This is a genomic window from Paenarthrobacter sp. CM16 (genome assembly GCF_013179505.1).
In the GTDB taxonomy this organism is placed as follows: domain Bacteria; phylum Actinomycetota; class Actinomycetes; order Actinomycetales; family Micrococcaceae; genus Arthrobacter.
This window is the reverse complement of sequence record NZ_JABMCX010000069.1, coordinates 1-18168: the sequence shown is the minus strand read 5'-3', so window position 1 is coordinate 18168 and position 18168 is coordinate 1. Positions and strand designations below refer to the sequence as shown.

17 protein-coding genes are annotated in these 18168 nt (G+C 61.2%); 9 read left to right on the top strand and 8 right to left on the bottom strand.

Features of this window, described 5'->3' with window-relative positions; genetic code table 11:
• The 6 genes from HP499_RS08310 to HP499_RS08285 all read right to left on the bottom strand — a co-directional run.
• Positions 1–244, bottom strand: a 244-nt coding sequence (locus HP499_RS08310) for an aldehyde dehydrogenase family protein (RefSeq protein ID WP_172323628.1), incomplete at its 3' end; no start/stop codon positions are given.
• Between the two features lie 27 nt (positions 245–271).
• Positions 272–1768, bottom strand: a complete 1497-nt coding sequence (locus HP499_RS08305) for a sodium:alanine symporter family protein (RefSeq protein WP_172323627.1) — start codon at positions 1766–1768, stop codon at positions 272–274.
• Positions 1769–1771: 3 nt separating this feature from the next.
• Positions 1772–2674, bottom strand: coding sequence for a 4-hydroxy-tetrahydrodipicolinate synthase (gene dapA, locus HP499_RS08300; RefSeq protein WP_172323626.1), 903 nt, complete (start codon positions 2672–2674; stop codon positions 1772–1774).
• 50 nt (positions 2675–2724) lie between these two features.
• Positions 2725–4110, bottom strand: a complete 1386-nt coding sequence (locus tag HP499_RS08295) for an NAD(P)/FAD-dependent oxidoreductase (RefSeq protein WP_172323625.1) — start codon at positions 4108–4110, stop codon at positions 2725–2727.
• Positions 4111–4346: 236 nt separating this feature from the next.
• Positions 4347–5069 (bottom strand): cache domain-containing protein, encoded by a 723-nt coding sequence (locus tag HP499_RS08290; protein WP_172323624.1) that lies wholly within the window; start codon positions 5067–5069, stop codon positions 4347–4349.
• 1 nt (position 5070) lies between these two features.
• Complete coding sequence (locus HP499_RS08285) at positions 5071–5847, bottom strand: FadR/GntR family transcriptional regulator (RefSeq protein WP_172323623.1); 777 nt, start codon at positions 5845–5847, stop codon at positions 5071–5073.
• 206 nt (positions 5848–6053) lie between these two features.
• Between HP499_RS08285 and HP499_RS08280 the strand changes: the two genes are divergently transcribed.
• A complete protein-coding gene (locus tag HP499_RS08280) occupies positions 6054–7391 on the top strand; it encodes an MFS transporter (RefSeq protein WP_172323622.1) in 1338 nt (445 codons plus the stop codon).
• A 367-nt stretch (positions 7392–7758) separates the two neighbouring features.
• On the opposite strand, the gene HP499_RS08275 is transcribed toward HP499_RS08280, so the two are convergent.
• Positions 7759–8598: an HAD-IIB family hydrolase gene (locus tag HP499_RS08275; protein ID WP_172323621.1), complete on the bottom strand. Its 840-nt coding sequence runs from the start codon at positions 8596–8598 to the stop codon at positions 7759–7761.
• Positions 8599–8844: 246 nt separating this feature from the next.
• Positions 8845–9759, bottom strand: coding sequence for a LysR family transcriptional regulator (locus HP499_RS08270; RefSeq protein ID WP_172323620.1), 915 nt, complete (start codon positions 9757–9759; stop codon positions 8845–8847).
• A gap of 178 nt (positions 9760–9937) precedes the next feature.
• Here HP499_RS08270 and HP499_RS08265 point away from each other — a divergent pair, with 178 nt between their 5' ends.
• The 8 genes from HP499_RS08265 to HP499_RS08230 all read left to right on the top strand — a co-directional run bounded on the left by HP499_RS08265 (position 9938) and on the right by HP499_RS08230 (position 18074).
• Positions 9938–10723, top strand: coding sequence for an amino acid ABC transporter ATP-binding protein (locus HP499_RS08265; RefSeq protein WP_216659854.1), 786 nt, complete (start codon positions 9938–9940; stop codon positions 10721–10723).
• A gap of 4 nt (positions 10724–10727) precedes the next feature.
• Entirely contained in the window at positions 10728–11363 is a 636-nt protein-coding gene (locus HP499_RS08260; RefSeq protein ID WP_172323618.1) for an amino acid ABC transporter permease, read from the top strand.
• The gene (locus HP499_RS08255) at positions 11363–12016 is read left to right on the top strand and encodes an amino acid ABC transporter permease (RefSeq protein WP_172323617.1); all 654 of its coding nucleotides are present in this window, start codon (positions 11363–11365) and stop codon (positions 12014–12016) included. Before HP499_RS08260 ends, HP499_RS08255 begins: the two co-directional genes overlap by 1 nt.
• Positions 12017–12072: 56 nt before the next feature.
• Positions 12073–12933, top strand: a complete 861-nt coding sequence (locus tag HP499_RS08250) for an ABC transporter substrate-binding protein (protein WP_172323616.1) — start codon at positions 12073–12075, stop codon at positions 12931–12933.
• A gap of 78 nt (positions 12934–13011) precedes the next feature.
• Positions 13012–14328: an NAD(P)/FAD-dependent oxidoreductase gene (locus tag HP499_RS08245; RefSeq protein WP_172323615.1), complete on the top strand. Its 1317-nt coding sequence runs from the start codon at positions 13012–13014 to the stop codon at positions 14326–14328.
• A gap of 97 nt (positions 14329–14425) precedes the next feature.
• Positions 14426–15181: an SDR family NAD(P)-dependent oxidoreductase gene (locus tag HP499_RS08240; protein WP_172323614.1), complete on the top strand. Its 756-nt coding sequence runs from the start codon at positions 14426–14428 to the stop codon at positions 15179–15181.
• Between the two features lie 494 nt (positions 15182–15675).
• Complete coding sequence (locus HP499_RS08235; RefSeq protein ID WP_172323613.1) at positions 15676–16830, top strand: FAD-dependent oxidoreductase; 1155 nt, start codon at positions 15676–15678, stop codon at positions 16828–16830.
• Positions 16830–18074: an allantoate amidohydrolase gene (locus HP499_RS08230; RefSeq protein WP_172323612.1), complete on the top strand. Its 1245-nt coding sequence runs from the start codon at positions 16830–16832 to the stop codon at positions 18072–18074. Before HP499_RS08235 ends, HP499_RS08230 begins: the two co-directional genes overlap by 1 nt.
• Positions 18075–18168: the final 94 nt, after the last annotated feature.

The window sequence follows — 18168 nt, the reverse complement described above, 5'->3', positions numbered from 1 at the left end:
TCTTAGCCGCCCACTCGGCTTTCGCTGCCACGGCAGCTGCCACGGCGGCGTCGACATCTTCCAGGGTGCCGGCCGGCACCTGGGTGATGACTTCCTCGGTAGCCGGATGGACGACGTCGACCGTTGCGTTTGAGGTGGAGGCGACGAAGTTGCCTCCGATGAACTGCCCGAACGGCGGCAGGGCCGGTGCCGGGAGCGCTCCGTCACGACGGACGGTGAAAACGGACGTTTCTGTGGTGGTCATGGCGTGCACATTTCCTTTGCTTGGTAGCTACTTGGCAGCGGCGGGTGCGGCTGCAGACTTTTCGTTCTGGTGTTCCCAGAAGTCGGCGCCTTCAATTCCCAGAGCCTTCGGATCGAAGGTGGGGTCGAGGCCGAGCTTCCGCTGCCGTTCGTAGTCCAGGTAGATCTTGCGGACCAGCGGGAACAGGAATACCAGGCAGATGAGGTTGACCCAGGCGATGAGGCCAAGCCCGATGTCACCGGCCGCCCACATGAGTTTCGCGTTGACAATGGAGCCGATGAACACGATCGCCAGCGTTCCGATCTTCAGGACGTTCTTCCAGCCGTGTCCGGTGCGCCCGTCCAGCAGGTACAGCAGGTTGGAGTTGGCTACGTAGAAGTAGGCCAGGAGGCAGGTGAAGCCGAAGAGCAAAACCGCGACGGCGACGAAGCCCGCGCCCCAGCCCGGGAGCATCGTATCGATGGCTTCCTGGACCCAGTTGGCCCCAACGGGAACGCCCGGGATGTTATTGACGAGGAATCCCCCGGCGCCGTCGGAGACGTTGTATTTGCCGGAGACCACCATCATGAGGCCGGTGGCCATGCAGATGAGCAGCACGTCGATGTAGATGCTGAAGGTCTGGACCAAGCCCTGCTTGCCCGGGTGGGAGGTACGGGCTGCAGCAGCAGCGAAGGTTGCTTCACCCAGTCCGTTGGAGGAGGCGAAGACTGCACGCCGGACACCCCAGGCTACTGCAGCGCCGGCGATGCCACCCATGACGGGGTGAATGCCTATGGCGGACTGGAAGATCAGGACAACTGCTTCCGGGACCTTGTCTACGTTGATGGCGATGACGGCCAGTGCCAGCAGGAGGTAGCCGATGGCCAGGACGGGCACCAGCCCCTGAGTGACCTTGACCACGCGGGTGGTACCGCCAATGATGACCAAACCGATCAGCACGGTGACGAGGATGGCCGGCGCCCAGCTTGGCAGGCTGAATGCCTTCTCCGCGCTGGCGGCGATCGTGTTGACCTGGAGGCCTGGGAAGACGAAGCCGTAGCCGATGACACCCAGGACGGCGACGATGGCGCCGACCTTGGGAAGCTTCAGGCCGTATTTGATGTAGTACGGCATGCCGCCAATGTCCTCATTGGCCTTCTTGCGGTCCTCGTCCAAAACTTGACGTTTGAAAGCCTGGGACAGGGTAGCCTCGGCGTACCCCACGGTGCAGCCGACCAGCCCGGTGATGGCCATCCATACCAGCGCCCCGGGACCACCGGCGCTCACGGCGGTGGCAACACCGGCGATGCTGCCCACACCCACGCGGCTGGCCAGTGCGAGAACCAGGGCCTGGAAAGAGGACAATCCCCCGTCGCCGTCCTGGGTCTCCCTGAGCTGGCGCAGCATGTCCGGAATCCTCCGGAACTGGATGCCCTTGGTGGCTACCGAATAGGCGATACCCAGTCCAAGGACAACGTAGGCCATGGGTGCCCAAACAGCGTCGGAGACGCTGGACAAGAACTCCGTAAAATCGAAGTCACCCATGCGTTATCCGATGTTCTGCTTGAGCGAGGACAGCTTCGCCAGCGCCTGCTCAACTTTGGCCAGGTCATCGGCGTCGAGCCCCGCCGTTGGACGCCGCGGCGATCCTGCTGGAAGGCCGGTCAACGTGAGGCCGCTCTTGACTGCCGGAATGAACGGTACTGTCAACAGCGCATCGATCACCGGGTAGACGGCGTTCCAGAGTTCGCGGGCACCGGCGAGGTCGCCCTCGGCGATCCGCTTGGTGACAGCTACGATCTCGTCGGGAACCACATTGGCGGTGCCGGCCATGACGCCTGCCGCACCTTCTGCGAGAGCGCTGTAGAGGTAGGCATCCCAACCGATGAACGTACCGATGACGTCGCTGTGGTGGTGGATGAGCTGGAGCGCCTGCTCCCAGTTGGCGCTCGAGTCCTTGATGTAGAGAATGTTCTCCACTTCCTCGGCGAGAGCGCGAACCGTTGCGGGGTCCAGGTTAACGCCGGTGACGGGCGGGATGTTGTAGAGCATCACCGGGATGGTGACCGAGCGGGCCACGTCCTTGATGTACGTAACAGTCTCTTCGAGGGACAGGGGCTCGTAGTACGGCGTGATGAGCATGAGCACGTCTGCGCCCAGCTGCTCGGCGGCCTTTGAGAGGCGGATAGCTTCAGCCGTGGAGGTGGCACCGGTATTCGCGATGACCGGAACCCGGCCGTTGGTGTGCTCAATAACCGTCTTGATCAGCAGCAGGCGCTCTTCCGAAGACAGCGCCCCGACCTCACCGGTGGAGCCTGCGGCGACGACGCCGTCGACACCGGCGTCGATGGAGCGGTCGACGATCTTCCGCAAGGTAGCGACGTCGATCGTTTCGTCCTGGTTGAACGGGGTGGAGAGAGCAGTGAGAACGCCGCGGAGTTCCTTGGTCATTGGGTTTTCCTCTTTCGGTAGGTGAAGCAGTAGCGCTAAGAGTTGTGGGATCAGGCGACGGCCGACAGGCCGGACGACGGCGGTGCTTGCCGGTGCGTGGCCAGCACGCTGGCGGCTTCCTGGGCGGCTGAGAAGCCGGTAGTGATGGAGCTTTCGGTGTACAACGTCCCCAGATAATCGCCAGCAAGGAACACGAGGTTTGTGCCGCGCATGAGCGTGGACTGCAGCTTGGCCCGGCCCGGGAAGCAGTAGGGGGAAGCGACTTTCCAGCGGTCTGTCTGGGCTTCGACCACACTGTCCGCAAAGCCATGCCCGAGCACCTGGTCGAGATCGGCGAGGTGGGTCTGGATGACTTGCTCGTCGCTCTTGTCCAGCAGTGCCTTGCCAAGGCTTGCCGGGGAGAACGTCATGAAGCTGCCGCCTGGCTTACGGACGGACTCAGTGCCGCGGACGATGCTCGCCTGGTTCAGGGCGATGGCGAAGGAGCGCTTGGGCGCTGCGATGGCGTAGATGTCATCCCAGGGTCGTGCTGAGGTTTCGTTGGTCAGGAAGGCCGTGCTGACGTGCGGGCCGTACTTGATTTGGCTGAGCGCACCGCGGAGTTCTTCCGGCAGATCCACTCCCACCTTGTGGGACACATCTGCGGTAGTAGCCAAGACCACCGTGCGGGCTTCAACCTCCAGGTCCACACCGTTCTGGGTGTAGCGGACCAAGACTGAATCCTTTTTGTGCACTACCTCGTTGACAGTGGCGCCCAGCTGAACGCGCTTACCGAGCGCAGCTGCGATGGACTCTGTCAGAGTGGACGGCCCTCCAACGATGCCCTGGCTCAGGCCCTGTCCAATCCCGAGCACCAGACTGAAATAGCCGATGCCGGCCCCGGCTGAGATCTCATCCATGTCGCCGGCGGAACGGGTCACCGTGGTCTTGAAGAGCGCGGCGGCGTCTTCGGACAGGTCACCGATGAAGTCTTGGAACGACTTGTTGTTTTCGAAGTCGTAAATGCGCTGCTGGCGCATGGCACCGGACTCGCCCGCACGTTTGCGGACCACTCCGGTGTACTTGGCTACTCCGCTGACGACCTTGATGCCTGCTTTCAGCGTGTCAATGCGCGAGGACATGGACATCGGGATACGGAACGGGTAGGTGGCGATGTGTCCCTCACGGAGGAACTTGCCGTTCATGGACAGGGCTTGCAGGGATCCCGGGATCTGGACGGCGCTAACGCCAACTTCTCCCAGCAAAGAATCCGTGGAGGAGCCAGCGCCTGCGAAGACGTGCCCGCCCCAGTTCAACCAGTAGTTTCCGCGTCGCTCGGAACGGATGCGCCCACCCACGCGGTGTTCGGACTCGAGGACCAGGGCGTCCCAGTGCCGCAAGCGCCATGCTGCTGAGAGTCCCGCGAGGCCGCCACCGACAATTACTACGTCTTTCATGGGAATGAAACTTTCTTCTTCGAGGGATCTCTGCGCGGACCCGCATGCTGTCTTCCTCGGCAGCTGGAGAACGGTTGAGTCACGTCTGATGAGGGAGGTATGAGGTACATCCCAGGAGCTTGTGTGCCTGGTCACAATATAAAAGATACATCATTGTATTATTAATGCAATAGGTCTTTTGGGTAAAAAAATCCCGCCCGGCAGAATCTGCCGGGCGGGATGTTGGAGGGATGAAGCTACGCCATCAACGTGACGAGCCTCCACGGTAACCTTGCGGGACTGACGGAGGAGACATCGACACTTCGATTCACTCGCTTCATGTCTTCCTCAACAAAGAGGGTGCCCGAAGCTATTCGGGCGTTGTTTGACGCGATAACACGGCCCGTGGGGCCAAGGAGGACCACGGTGGGGTCCTGGAGTTGCAATGCCCGAAGGAAGACTCCTTCGAGCTTGGCGAGTGTCAGGTCGCAGCCGAGGACATGCGTGCCTTGAGGTGTGGGGGCGGGGACGCAGAGAGTGATGATGTTGACGTTAATGCCGCCGATGTCCACGTACGGTCCTACCGCAACAGGACTGCCCTTGGCCGAAGTCGACGCGAACCATTCACGGGTGGTGTAGTCGTAGTAATTCAAGGACTCGGGGTTGAGGTCATGGGTGACCCAGCGGGGCTCTCCCCCGGCCTGTGCCCCCCTCCACCATTCCAGCCACAAAGGTGCTTCGGGAAGGCTTTCGGGCGCGTACGCAATACCGGCCCCCACAATCAGCGCCGAGTGTCGATTGATGAAGGCGGCCAAGTCCTTCTTCAGGAAGGCGTAGGCACTTCGCCGGGGCGCACCCTGCGCCGGGTTTGCCACGGCTGAAACGGTGGCCGCGATCTTCTCCAGATCGTCAAAAACGCCGCCGACGCTAGAGGAGATTGCCTCGGCTGTTCGCTCGAGAGCCTTATTCGTTGCTGCCACGTTATGCACTTTCGTCGGACTCCATCGTCAATCTGAGGTGCTGAGCTATCAGGTATTCCGTCTCCGTCCGCGAATGCAGCTCAGCGGCGGCGGAGGCCGCATCGGCATCACGGGTCCGGATTGCCTCGAGAATGGCCGTGTGTTGCTCCTCGAGAACATCCTGGCTGTCGGCCTGCGCAGGATGGCTCCACCAAAGCGTCATCAACTCGGCCTCAAGCTGCAGGGAGGCCGACGTTAGGCGGCTCGACTGCGCGGCAACACTCACCGCAACGTGAAAACGGCTGTCTACCCGCCTTCTGGCGCGCTCGTCCTTCGTGTCCCGATGCCGCTGAACGAGTTCTTCGAGGTGCGCAACGTTCTGGGCGTCCGCACGACTGGCCGCCAGCCGGGCGGACATGGACGAGATTGCAGCGCCGAGGTCACCCAAATCGCGCAGTGATTCCGTGCTGGCATCCCGTAATTTCCGCTGGAGTTGGGTGTCCGTCAGATCGATTTGGCCTCTAATCACGCTTCCGCCGCTGCGGCCCCTGCTGGTTTCGATCAGGCCTTTCGTGCGCAAGGCAGCGAGCGATTGACGCAGGGTAATCGGGGAAATGCCCAGTTCTGCCGCCAAAACCGATTCCGTGGGGAGCCTGTCCCCCTCCGTCAGAATGCCCATGAGGATGGCCGTTTCGATCTGATAGGACACCTGGTCCGCCCGACCGAGCCCCTCGGGCTCACTTCCGCGCAATAAAAGCAAGAGATCCAAGGCGCGGGTTGAGAGTGCCGTGCTCTCCATGGCAAACCCTCCTGTGAATCGTTCGGGCGCACGGCAGACATCCATACGCTATTACTTTGAATCTTTACACATTTAGGTTGCATTGGTAACAGGTCGGACGGCGCGCCTCGGCGTCGTATCGCAAACTTTCCTCCGCGACGTGGCACTTCTTATTGCCGCCAATGAGGCGGACCATAGGTTGGGTACGCAGTAGTGAGGAGTGTGCAATGTCAGCCACTGATCAAGCAAGCTCTGATCGCAGCGATAACGTAGCGGTAGGGAAACGACGTTTTCTGGTCAGAATGGTCACAGTCCTGATCGGCGGCATGGTCCTGGACGGCTATATCCTCGGCATCATTGGACCCGTTTCGGAGAGGATGGCCGATGATCTCCAACTCGACGCGTTCTGGCAGGGCCTGATCGCCGCGGCAGCGCTGATCGGCATCCTGATCGGATCCCCGCTGGGCGGCTTTGCCTCCGACAAATGGGGACGCAACCCAATATTCATGTTCGACATCGGACTGTTCGCGATCGCCTCCGCAATGCAATTCTTCATCGATTCGGCCATGCTGCTCATCATCGTGCGGCTGCTCATGGGCATCGCCATCGGCACCGAGTACGCCGTCGGTTGGCCGATGATGGCAGAGTTCTCCCCCACCCACCTGCGTGGCAAACTGATGGCCGCCATGGGAATCGCCTGGTATGCGGGCTTCATGACCGCGTTCCTCATCGGCTACCTCCTGAACGAATACACCACCCTGAGCTGGCACTTCGTCCTCGGCACCAGCACCTTCATCGCCGTCGCCATCTTCCTCGGACGGCTCGGCATGCCCGAATCACCACGCTGGCTCTGGAGCGTCGGCCGCAAGGAAGAGGCCCAGGCTCTTGCCACAAAGTATCTGCCGGACGACGCCCTCGACGACGTCCGCCACGAGGACGTCCGCAAAGGCAGCTTCGCGATGCTGTTCTCCAAGCAGTATTGGCGCTCCACCCTTTTCATCTCAGCCTTCTGGTTCTGCGCCGTGACACCCTACTTCGCCATTGCCACCTTCGCCGACAGCGTCCTGCAACAGTACGGACTGGCCGGTGGGCTCGCTGGCGGCCTCGGGCTCTCCGCGATCGCCTTGGCCGGTGTCATTGTCACCTTCCTGCTCATTGAAAAAGTAGGCCGGCGAACCCTGACCGTCCCGTCTCAGTGGCTCTGCGCCGTCGTCCTCGCGCTCATCGGGCTCTGGGCCGGAGCCCCCGCCATCGCCGTGCTCACCCTGTTTCTGGTCTTCTCTTTCTTCAACGCCGGATATAACACCCTGACCAACGTCTACCCCGGAGAAGTACTCCCCACCGAGATCCGTGGAATCGGAACCGGGTTCGCCGCCGCCGTCAGCAGGGTCGGCGCAGGCATCGGCATCTTTCTCATGCCCATGTCCATGGAATCCCTCGGAGCCGGGCCCACCATGCTCATCGCCTCCGCCGTCGCTGTGGCAGGCGCCGCCCTCTCCCAATGGCTCGCCCCCGAAACCAAGGGAAAAACCCTCACCGAAGCTGCAGCGGGTTTCTCCCACTAGAGCTCAGTTCTGGCCAGAACGACCGAGCGCCATGGCTATGATGCACCGAATGATTCGCCCTCAAAATCCTCCCGAAAAGCCATCGCCTCATGTACCCGAAATGAGCCGAGCATCTTCTGATCTTGTGAAAGTGGGACTCGAAATCCCAGAGCCGTCGAAGGACGGACCGAATCAACTAGCCATTCTGGCGGATACATGTGCTTCGAACAGGACGCCTTCGGCAACGGTCATGGCCACAGTGACGGGCATCCACAGTCGGCTCCGCGTCACGGCGCTCACACCCGCGGACCGCCAACGTTTTCGCGTAGAAGATAACCGTCGCTGTCCACGCCAGACAACGTCCGCCTACCAGGTGTGACGACTCGCTTCAAACGATTCCGAGCTCGGCGAAAGCTGCAACGAGCCCTTGCTGCCGAGGTCCCGCGGCGGTGCGGTCCGCGACCGCCAGTACCTCAGCAGGTGCCCCCTCTATTGCAACACCAACACCTGCGTAGGCGATCATTTCAACGTCGTTCTCGCCGTCGCCGATTGCAATTGTGTTCTCGCGCGGGATACCCAGATGTGCGATCACGGCAGCAATACCATCCGCTTTGGAAAGCCCACGATGGTATAGCTCTCCGGCGTGCTGACCCTCATCGGCGATGGAGTTTGAGATGGCTGCAACATCCTCGCCGATCTCTTCCACCAAGCATCCCAAGGCAACGGGTGAGCTAAACACCGAGACTTTGGCGAACCGTACGGCCGCCCGGTCCACCGTCTGGGTTATCGAACCGAGGATGGCAGTCACGCCAGCAGGACTGCCCGGAGCTTGCCGGAAATGAGCGCTCAAGATCTCTTTCAATCGTCCCACGGCGGCCGGTGATGTGTGCAGGACTGACTGTGACTCGAGGATGTACACGGCATCATGCGCGTCCAGGGCTTCCACCGTTCTGGCAGCCAGGTCGACAGGAAAACACCGGTCCACGAGAACACTTCCGTCAACCTCCACGTATGCGCCAGCACTTGCCACCACGCCATCGAATCCAGCAGCCAGGATTTCCTGAGAAAGCATCGACAAGGGACGACCAGTGCAAATGAAGACTCGGTGACCGGCCTTGCGGGCCGCCCTAACAGCCTGCACATGTGCTTCCGGCACCAGGCCGTAGTCCGCATACGTCCCATCGACATCGAGGAACACGGCCCGAATGGATTCAGCTGAACTTGGCATTGGACTCATAGTCACGGATCTTACAGAAGCGCCGCAGCAGATCGATGACTGGAAATCGTCTCCCCGCTTGCATCCAGCCCCTGGACGCGGCCAAGCAAGCAGCCCAATCGAGGGCCACGCCGTTCCAGCCAGCGACTTCCCACAACACATCCATGTCGCTCCTTCCAAAAAATGAGCCAGCTTTGGCTGAATACTATGCTGACTGTCTCGCTCGGCGGGGTGCCATGACTGGTGTTCGCCTTACCCTCAGCCCGGCTGGTATTCGTCGTGCAGCTTGCTCATGTGTTCCTCCACCAGCTCGATCATTGCTTTAGTACCAGGTGAAAGTGACCACGGGTCACGGGTAATGATGGCGAACGTTTCGATCAGTGGCGGGTCGAGGCTCACAGAATGCAGGGTCTTCCCATAACCCAACGCTTCAGCAACCGGCGCGGAAACGACCGTGCCGGCGAGCCCTGTCGCCGCTACCGCGAGGGCACCGGCGGGGGTTTCAACCTCGACGTCCGGCGTAAGGGAGAGTCCCAGTTTCTGCGCCCGGTCGTTGAGCTGCCGCCTGGTGGGGTCCAGTTGTGACCAACCGGATTCGGCTAGAACCATCGGACGCAGGGTGAGATTTGCGACAGGCACAGGGGCTGCGGTGGCGTCTGACTCGGTGTGAAAATAGGCTGCCTCGCAGGACCACAACGCGTCGCCTATGGTCAACCCCCTTGCTTCAATAGGCAGGGCCACCACACCGGCTTCGAGGCGGTTCGAGCGGACCATATCGGCCACCTGGGCGGAGTTCGCCCCGATGACGCGGACATGGATGTTTGGGTACATGGTGCGGAACGCCGGAACGAGTCCCGCCAGTACGTGCTGGCCGCTATTGAACATTCCGAAGGAGACCGTGCCCTCAATCCTGTCCCTGATCCCTGTGACGGATGCCATCGCATCTTCGTATTCCTGAGCGACCCTACGGGCATACGGAAGAAAGTGTTGTCCGGCTTCCGTCAGCGTGAGGCCCTGCTTGGCGCGGGCGAATAAGACGACTCCCAGGGATTGCTCCAGCTTGCGAATCTGCTCCGAGACGGTCGGTTGGGCCACACCCAGTTCATCCGCAGCTTGGGTTAAAGACCCTCCTGCTGTCGCCGCGAGGAAGTAGTTCACCTGAAGGATAGTCATCTCTGGCCCTACCTTTCCGAACGTTTCAACGGTCGATGTTTCATGCAAATAAACCAATGTTTCGCAAAGGTTAAATATGGGCAGGGTCACAAATAACTCTTGTTATCCATAGGTGGAAGTGCTTAGATAATCACATTCTAAAGCATAAACCTATGGATACCGAAAGGGGCTTATGCACATGGAACTCGCAAAAACCCGGGCTGAATCGCCACCTACAGTCGGCGCCGTTGAAGTCGTCGGCTTGGACAAGGCCTACGGCAAGAACATGGTCCTACGGGACGTCAACCTCGAAATGCCTGAAGGGGAGGTTCTGTCGATCATCGGCCCTTCAGGTGCCGGCAAAAGCACATTCCTTCGATGCCTCAATTACCTGGAAGTACCAACGGCAGGAACCATAACGATCGGCAATACGACAGTCGACGCCGGGGCCAGGCCAAGCCGTGCAAGCTTGGATCACCTGCGCCGGGTCACCGGCATGGTGTTCCAAAGCTTCAACCTGTTTCCGCACCTAACGGTGCTGGAGAACATCAGCCTTCCCCAGATAAAGGTCCTGAAGCGCAGCCGTGACGAGGCACACGAGATTTCCAGGAACCTGCTGTCAAGGGTCGGGCTGGACGCCAAGAGTGGGGAACACCCTTCACGTCTCTCCGGAGGCCAACAGCAGCGGATCGCGATTGCCCGTGCCTTGGCGCTCTCTCCTAAGGTCATGCTTTTCGATGAGCCAACCTCTGCCTTGGATCCCGAGCTGGGCCTGGAAGTCCTGGCTGTCATGCGAGACCTGGCAGATGAAGGCATGACGATGATCGTGGTTACCCACGAAATGAACTTCGCACGGGATGTCTCGGACCGGGTCATGGTAATGGCTGACGGCGGCGTGCTCGAAGTGGGGCCAAGCGACCAGATCATGACCCAGCCAAGCCACGAACGCACGCGTAAGTTCCTACGCGCGGTCCTGGACAGGTGAAACCATGATCGTGCAGATTCTTTCCGGAGTTGGCAACACACTCCTGATCACCGCACTCTCCCTGGTCTTCGGGGCCGCGCTCGGACTTCCGTTGGTAGCAGCACGCAGATCCAGCTGGCGGCCCCTACAGCTCGTCGCGTCCGCATATATAGACGTCGTTCGCGCCATCCCTCCGATCACATGGCTCTTCCTGATCTACTTCGGATTGCCGCAATACGCTCTGAAACTCAACCCGATCACTGCCTCCATCGTCGGCTTCTCCCTCATCGCTGCGGCGTACATGGCCGAAACCTATCGGGCGGGCCTCCTCAGCATTCCGGCCGGCCAGTGGGAAGCCGCAACGGCACTAGGCATGGGGTTCTTCTCCACCACGCAACACGTCATTACGCCCCAGGCTTTCCGAGTGACACTCCCCGCCATCGCCGCATACGCAATCGCCCTCCTCAAGGACTCAGCGCTTGCATCAACCATCGGCGTCCACGACATCACATACCAAGCCGGCCTGGTTGCCCGGAGCAGCCACCAAGGACTCCTCGCATTCACCATCGCCGGCCTCCTGTACATCGCACTTAGCCTCCCACTGGCTCTGGCGGCACGACGGGTCGACAAGGCCCTCCGGATAAAACTTGAGGTGGCCTGATGACCTTCTTTGACCAGTGGATCACGTGGCTACCCCAGCTCTCCCCCGGGCTGACTGTAAGCCTCAGCCTCACCGGGCTCTGTCTGGTGTTCGGCATGCCGTTCGGGCTCGTGCTGGCACTCATGATCGAAGGGAAAATCGTTCCCCTCCGGATCGTCGCACTCCTGTTCGTTGAGATCGGTCGAGGCGCCCCCGCGCTCGTATTGCTCTATCTCCTGTACTTCGGGTTCCCGGAAGGGGGAATCGTCCTCTCTGCGTTCACCACAGCGGTCATCTCCCTGTCATGGACAACCGGAGCTTACTCAAGCGAACTCTTTCGGGCCGGCCTGGCAGCCGTCCCCAGAGGACAACGCGAAGCAGCCACGACCTCAGGCCTCACGGGATGGCCGGGATTCCGTTACATCATCCTTCCCCAGGCCCTCCGAATTTCCACCCCACCCTTGGCCAGCCTTGCTGTGACCATCTTCCAAACCACCTCGCTCGCGTTCGTCATTGCTGTCCCCGAGCTCATGTCCAAGGCCTACGAACTCGGCTCCTACACCTTCGAATACCTAGGCGTCTTCGTGCTCACCTCAATCCTCTACGGGGCCATCACCGTCGCAGCACTGGCACTCGTCCGCCTCGGCGAACGGCGCCTCAGCCGGCACCTCTAGCCGCACCGTTTCCCGCTCCGCAATACTCCGTTCACCATCACAAAGGAAGCACCACCATGAAAAGTACCTGGATCCGCAAGAGTGCCCCGATCGCAGTCGCGGCCGGACTTGCACTGTCCATGTCAGCCTGCGGCGGCGACTCCAGCGCCGATGCCGTCAGTTCGTCATGTACTCCCAAGCACACCTTCACGACCATTACTCCGGGCACGTTGACCGTGGCCACGTACGACTTCCAGCCACACGTGAAGATCGAAGGCGACAAGATCTCGGGTGTCGAAGGAGATCTCCTCAACGAAATCGCCAAGCGGGAATGCCTGACTGTTTCGGTACAGTCCGCTGGCGGAGCAGCCGCTGCGGTCCCCTCCGTCCAATCCGGCCGAGCCGACCTTGCCGCCGGCGACTGGTGGCGCACAACGGCCCGATCCAAGGTCGTTGAGCTCAGCAGCCCGGTGTACCTCGATCAGGGCGCCATCGTGTCCAAGTCCGGCTACAAAACCATCGCAGAACTGGACGGGAAGAAGGTCGGCTCTGTGGTCGGCAACCTCTGGAACGACCAATTCAAACAGTTGTACGCTGACAGCTTCTCCGTTTACCAGGATCCGGAAGCCGCTTTCAGCGACCTGGCCGCTGGCCGCATCGACGCAGTGGTGGACAGCGTCGGCGCCACCACCGCACGCTTTCAAACCAACCCTGTAGACGGCGCGCAGATTGTTCCCCTCGAAGCTGACACGCGGATCCCGGTCAGCGCCCACCCCGGTCAGCTGAACTGGCCCACAAGTAAGAACAATGCCGACTTGACCAACGCCCTGAACGCAAACATCGAAGAGCTGCGCAAGGAAGGCATCATCGCTGAGACCTTGAAGAAATACGGTATGGACCCCAGCGCGGCAGAAGTCGGCGAACCGGATCTGCTCTAAATCAAGAATCCCGGGAAAGCGTCTTCGTTGAGACCTCATCTGCGACGTACGCATTCCCTTATAGAAAGGACGAGCGGTATGACCCGCTATTGTGTCATTGGTGCCGGCGCTGCCGGTATCTCGGCCCTTGAACAGCTTCTTAAGGCTGGCTACGAGGTCGATTGCTTCGAAAAGTCCGACCGCATCGGTGGGCACTGGCATACCGATTACGACGCGCTGCATCTGATCACCTCACGGGACATGACCCACTTCGAGGACTTCCCGATGCCCGCCGAGTACCCTCACTTCCCGCGCCGGGACCAGATCCGGACCTACCTTGAGTCCTACGCCCGGGCAAACGGCCACTACGAGATCATCCGGTTCAACACCGCCGTGGTTTCCGTGGTCCCGATCCCCAGCCCCGGCCCGGTCGGATCCGCAGGATGGACCGTGACCCTGGATTCCGGCGAAAGCATCGACTACGACGGCGTGCTTGTAGCCAACGGCCACCTCTGGGACCAGAAAGTCCCCACCTTCCCCGGAACCTTCATCGGCAAACAGATCCATTCCGGCTCCTACCGGAACACCGGGCAGATCGATGGCGAACGCGTCCTGGTCGTCGGGGCCGGGAACTCCGGCTGCGACCTGGCCGTGGACGTCGCCCAGCACCGTTTTGAGGCGGACATCGTGGTGCGCGAAGGAACAATGTTTCAACCCAAAACCTACTTCGGCAAACCACGCCAGGAAGTAGAGTTCCTGGCCCAGTTCGCCCCGGAAGAACAAGACCTGATCAACAGGCTCATGGGCCGGCTGTCCCTGGGCGAATGGCACAACTACCCCGGCATGCCAGAACCCAAATACGGCACCCTCGCCGGCGGCCGGGTGGTCGTGAACGATCTCCTGCTCTACTGGATCCATCACGGCCGCATCCGCGTCGTGCCCGGCATCGAACGGTTCAACGGCAAAACAGTCCATTTCACCGACGGCACCGCGCGGGACTACGACACCATCCTCTGGGCCACAGGCTTCCACGCCAGCCTCCCGTTCATCGACGATTCCCTCATCTCCCGAAGCCGCAGCACACCTCTGCGCTACGGCGGCGGCATCGTCCCGGTCGGCCTGGACAAGCTCTACCTCATCGGCATGTGCGCACCTCGCGGACCCCAAATCCCCGTCTACGGCATCCAAACCAAACTCGCCATCAAGATGATCGCCCTCCACGAACAAGCAGGACACACCGGAGCCGGCATCGAAGCCTACCTCGCCGCCTTCCAAGAACCAGACGACCGCATCGACATCGTCCGCGTCGAGTGGGAAGCCCAACTCGAAGACACCGAACGCATCCTCACCTCGTGGGGGAAACTTCCCACCCGGACCGAAAGCGCTCATGTCGCTCTTGGCGTGAAAACTTCATAAGCACAGCACAGCACCGCCTTTCACTTGCGGTGCTGCCGGAAATATCCATACACCGCGGATATAGGGTCCGCATCGCAGCTTCAAGAAAAGGGAGACCATGACCACCACAGATTTGACTCAGCGGCTGGCCGGCAAGGTAGCACTCGTCACCGGCGGGTCCAGGGGACAGGGCGCGGCCCACGTACGACGGCTGGCATCCGAGGGAGCCACGGTGGTTGCAGCAGACATCCTCGACGTCGAAGGCAAGGAACTTGCCGCATCATTGGAAAGCGAAGGATTCAACGTCCGCTACACCCGCCTTGACGTAGGCGACGCAGAAAACTGGAGCAGGGTCATCGGTGAAGTCGAGGCCGACTTCGGGCAACTCGACATTCTGGTAAACAACGCCGGCATCATCCATGAAGTGTCCCTTGAGGAGGAAACCCAGGAGCGCTGGCAGCGGATCCTGCAGGTCAACCTCACCGGACCATTGCTGGGCATGCAGGCCGCCCTGCCGCTCCTGCGCCGCCAGGTGGGCGCATCCATCATCAACACGGCCTCCATCTTCGGCCCCGTGGGAGCGATCAACAACGGTGCCTATTGCGCCAGCAAAGCCGGCCTCATCGGGCTCACCAAGACAGCGGCCCTTGAGTTCGCCCCCCTCGGAATCCGCGTCAACTCACTCTGCCCCGGCGGCGTGAACTCGCCAATGACCGAAGCAGACCCTGAAGGCGGAGTCGTTCCTGACACCCCGTTCAAGCGCAGGGCCAACCTGGAGGAAATCTCCGGTGTCGTAGCATTCCTGGCGTCCTCCGACGCAAGCTTTATCACGGGCGCAGAGATAGTAGTCGACGGCGGCTTCACCGCGCGTTAGACAACATGGGTCACACCGGTTGCCCGGCTTAGGCTCGAACGAGCCGGGCAACCGACTGCCCGGGCAGCGTTACTCCTGTTGTGACCCCTCGTCGGAACCAGAGCAAAGGAATCGCAGGAACTCATCTACTGCCGGCGACTGACTCAGGGGCCGGGCCGTGTGCAGTTCTGTTTGTGGTCTGCCGAGCAGACGACGGGCGGTCACTCCTGGCATTTGGAACCGCCCCACCGATTCAATACCCAAGCCTGCTGCCATCAGGCCAAGGACGGTTTCCTGGTGGATGGCGCGCTGTACCACCACGGCGGCGATTGAAGGGCGTCCAAAGGGACGTTACCAGAGTCAGGGTTGGTGCGGTCGAACAGCTGCACACCGAGCTCTCGCCCGGACCTAAAAATCACTAGTCAAACAATATTTGGACGCCCGGTTCCGCCGGGTGAGTAACCGGATGGTGAGCGGCAAACGCGCCACTTGCCCACAGCACTTAGGAGCCGGAAATGGAATCCGTTGAATACGCCGTCATCGGTGCGGGACTGTCGGGAGCTGCAACGGCCTGGCATCTAGCCGCACGCGGCCGTAGCGTCGTCCTCTTCGAACGGTCGACCCCAGCCAATGACGCCGGCAGCTCTCACGGGTCTGCGCGGATTTTTCGCTATGCCTATCCCGACGAGTTCTATACCGGCCTGGTTCAGGAAGCGAGGGCTGGTTGGGATGAGCTGGCGCGCCTCAGCGGCAAGCAACTCATTTCCCCCACCGGCGCGGTGGACTACGGGTCGATCCGGCAACCCGAACGCCTGGCCGCTGTCCTGGAGCGGCGCGGAATAGAGCACGAGCTCCTCAGCCCTGCAGAGGCCAGCCTTCGCTGGCCGCACATAGCATTTGACACCCCTGTTCTCTGGCACCCTGATGCCGGCGTGATCGATGCCCACGAGTCCGTTACCGCCATGGTGGACCAAGCCGTCGGTGATGGAGCGGGGCTGAACAACAACTGGGCGGTCAGCTCGATCACCGGTTCCAAGGGGCACTACACCTTGACCTGCGAAGACGGCCGCTCCGTGCACGCTGCGAACGTCATCGTCGCAGCTGGCGGCTGGCTCCCCGAGATCCTTGGTTCCTTATCCCTGCCGTCGGCTTTCCTCTCGAAAATGCCCCGCTTGGAAGTACGGCAGGAACAGGCGTACCACTTCCCTTATATGGACGGGGCGGATTCGTCCACCTGGCCGACCTTCATCCACAAGCGCGAGGCCTGGCAGGCCTACGGGCTGCCCGGCGGACGCGACGCTGGTTTCCGCGGCCAGAAAATCGCCGAATACAACGGCGGAAAGATCCTGCAATCCGCAGCAGAACAGGACGGACAGATCAACCCCGCAAACCGCCGTCGGGTCATTGAGTATGTGGAAAAATACCTGCCTGGCCTGATCCCCGAACCCTACGCCGAAACCACTTGCCTGTTCACCAATACCCCCAACGAAGACTTCATCCTTGACCGGGCAGACAACATCACAATCCTCTCCCCCTGCTCCGGACACGGCGCAAAGTTTGCCCCACTCATCGGCCTCCTGGCTGCGGACCTTGCTACAGGGACAGGGGCGGTTCCGGATCAATTCAGGCTTGCCGCCCAAGCCGAGCACGCAACGTCAGGAGCCTTCTGATGCTACGCAACACAGAACTGCCCCAGGCCCCGACCGCAACCGTCACCGGCCTGATATCCGAGATCTCAAGCACAGGCACGGACAACATCCGGGGCGGTTACACACGACCCGTCTACTCGACCGCTGAACTCGACCTGCGGAACTGGTTCATCGAACAGGCCACCAAGCGAGGCCTCTCCGTGGAAACAGATCGCAACGGCGCCATCTGGGCGTGGTGGGACGTCGCTGGTGGTGACCGCACCAACAGCCTGGTCACCGGCAGTCACCTTGACTCGGTTCCCGGCGGCGGCGCCTTCGACGGGCCTCTCGGCGTGGCCTCCGCCTTGGTCGCAATCGACATCCTTAAGGCCCGGATACCAACACCCACACGCCCCCTGGCCGTGGTGGTCTTCCCTGAAGAAGAGGGCTCAAGGTTCGGTGTGGCGTGCCTTGGCTCCCGTCTCATGACCGGGGCGATAGACCCTGACAAAGCCAGGAATCTGCGGGATCCCGACGGATCTACCTTTGCCGATGTTGCGCGGGCCAATGGACTCGATCCACGCTTCGTAGGCCGCGATGAAGAATTACTGGGCCAGATTGGTGCTTTCGTCGAGCTCCATGTGGAACAAGGCCGCGGCCTGATTGATCTGGACCAACCCATGGCCATCGCGTCCTCCATTCTTGGGCACGGACGATGGCGCCTGAGCGTGCGCGGCCAGGGAAACCACGCAGGAACAACCCTGATGGCAGACCGCCACGACCCTATGGTGTCCGCCTCGAGGATGGTGGTCGCAATCCGCGACATCGCACGCAGCCACCCCCACGCCCGGGCCACCGTCGGACGGCTGCAGCCGGTGCCCGGTGGAACAAATGTCATTGCCTCACGGGTAGATTTCTGGCTGGATGTCCGGCATCCCGATGACGCCGTAACAGCAGCCCTGGTGGAGAGCATCCACGGGCAGGCTCAACGGATCGCAGCAGAAGAAGGCTGCGGCGTTGACCTGCGCGAAGAGTCTCTGAGTCCCACCGTCCATTTCGACACCGCGCTGCAAAAGGCACTCCAGCTCTCCCTTCCAGAAGCGCCCATTCTGGACACCGGAGCCGGACACGACGCCGGTGTGCTGTCGCCCTTTGTACCAACGGCGATGATCTTTGTGCGCAATCCAAGCGGCGTATCACATTCTCCCGAAGAATACGTCGTGGACGAGGACGCCGAAACGGGCGCCGCAACACTGGCGGACGCCCTCCACGGCCTCATGGCCTAACCCCATCCGGGCACCGACATGTCAACGAGGGCAGCCACGCGTGACCGGCCACACTGAAGTAAGGGAGCCACCTTTGAATTCAGCCGCACGCACA

What these genes read in the sequence shown, in the direction of transcription:
- HP499_RS08305 (WP_172323627.1), bottom strand. Translation starts at nt 1,768, where the DNA reads ATGGGTGACTTCGATTTTACGGAGTTCTTGTCCAGCGTCTCCGACGCT.
- dapA (WP_172323626.1), bottom strand. Translation starts at nt 2,674, where the DNA reads ATGACCAAGGAACTCCGCGGCGTTCTCACTGCTCTCTCCACCCCGTTC.
- HP499_RS08295 (WP_172323625.1), bottom strand. Translation starts at nt 4,110, where the DNA reads ATGAAAGACGTAGTAATTGTCGGTGGCGGCCTCGCGGGACTCTCAGCA.
- HP499_RS08285 (WP_172323623.1), bottom strand. Translation starts at nt 5,847, where the DNA reads ATGGAGAGCACGGCACTCTCAACCCGCGCCTTGGATCTCTTGCTTTTA.
- HP499_RS08280 (WP_172323622.1), top strand. Translation starts at nt 6,054, where the DNA reads ATGTCAGCCACTGATCAAGCAAGCTCTGATCGCAGCGATAACGTAGCG.
- HP499_RS08275 (WP_172323621.1), bottom strand. Translation starts at nt 8,598, where the DNA reads ATGCCAAGTTCAGCTGAATCCATTCGGGCCGTGTTCCTCGATGTCGAT.
- HP499_RS08270 (WP_172323620.1), bottom strand. Translation starts at nt 9,759, where the DNA reads ATGACTATCCTTCAGGTGAACTACTTCCTCGCGGCGACAGCAGGAGGG.
- HP499_RS08265 (WP_216659854.1), top strand. Translation starts at nt 9,938, where the DNA reads ATGGAACTCGCAAAAACCCGGGCTGAATCGCCACCTACAGTCGGCGCC.
- HP499_RS08260 (WP_172323618.1), top strand. Translation starts at nt 10,728, where the DNA reads ATGATCGTGCAGATTCTTTCCGGAGTTGGCAACACACTCCTGATCACC.
- HP499_RS08255 (WP_172323617.1), top strand. Translation starts at nt 11,363, where the DNA reads ATGACCTTCTTTGACCAGTGGATCACGTGGCTACCCCAGCTCTCCCCC.
- HP499_RS08250 (WP_172323616.1), top strand. Translation starts at nt 12,073, where the DNA reads ATGAAAAGTACCTGGATCCGCAAGAGTGCCCCGATCGCAGTCGCGGCC.
- HP499_RS08245 (WP_172323615.1), top strand. Translation starts at nt 13,012, where the DNA reads ATGACCCGCTATTGTGTCATTGGTGCCGGCGCTGCCGGTATCTCGGCC.
- HP499_RS08240 (WP_172323614.1), top strand. Translation starts at nt 14,426, where the DNA reads ATGACCACCACAGATTTGACTCAGCGGCTGGCCGGCAAGGTAGCACTC.
- HP499_RS08235 (WP_172323613.1), top strand. Translation starts at nt 15,676, where the DNA reads ATGGAATCCGTTGAATACGCCGTCATCGGTGCGGGACTGTCGGGAGCT.
- HP499_RS08230 (WP_172323612.1), top strand. Translation starts at nt 16,830, where the DNA reads ATGCTACGCAACACAGAACTGCCCCAGGCCCCGACCGCAACCGTCACC.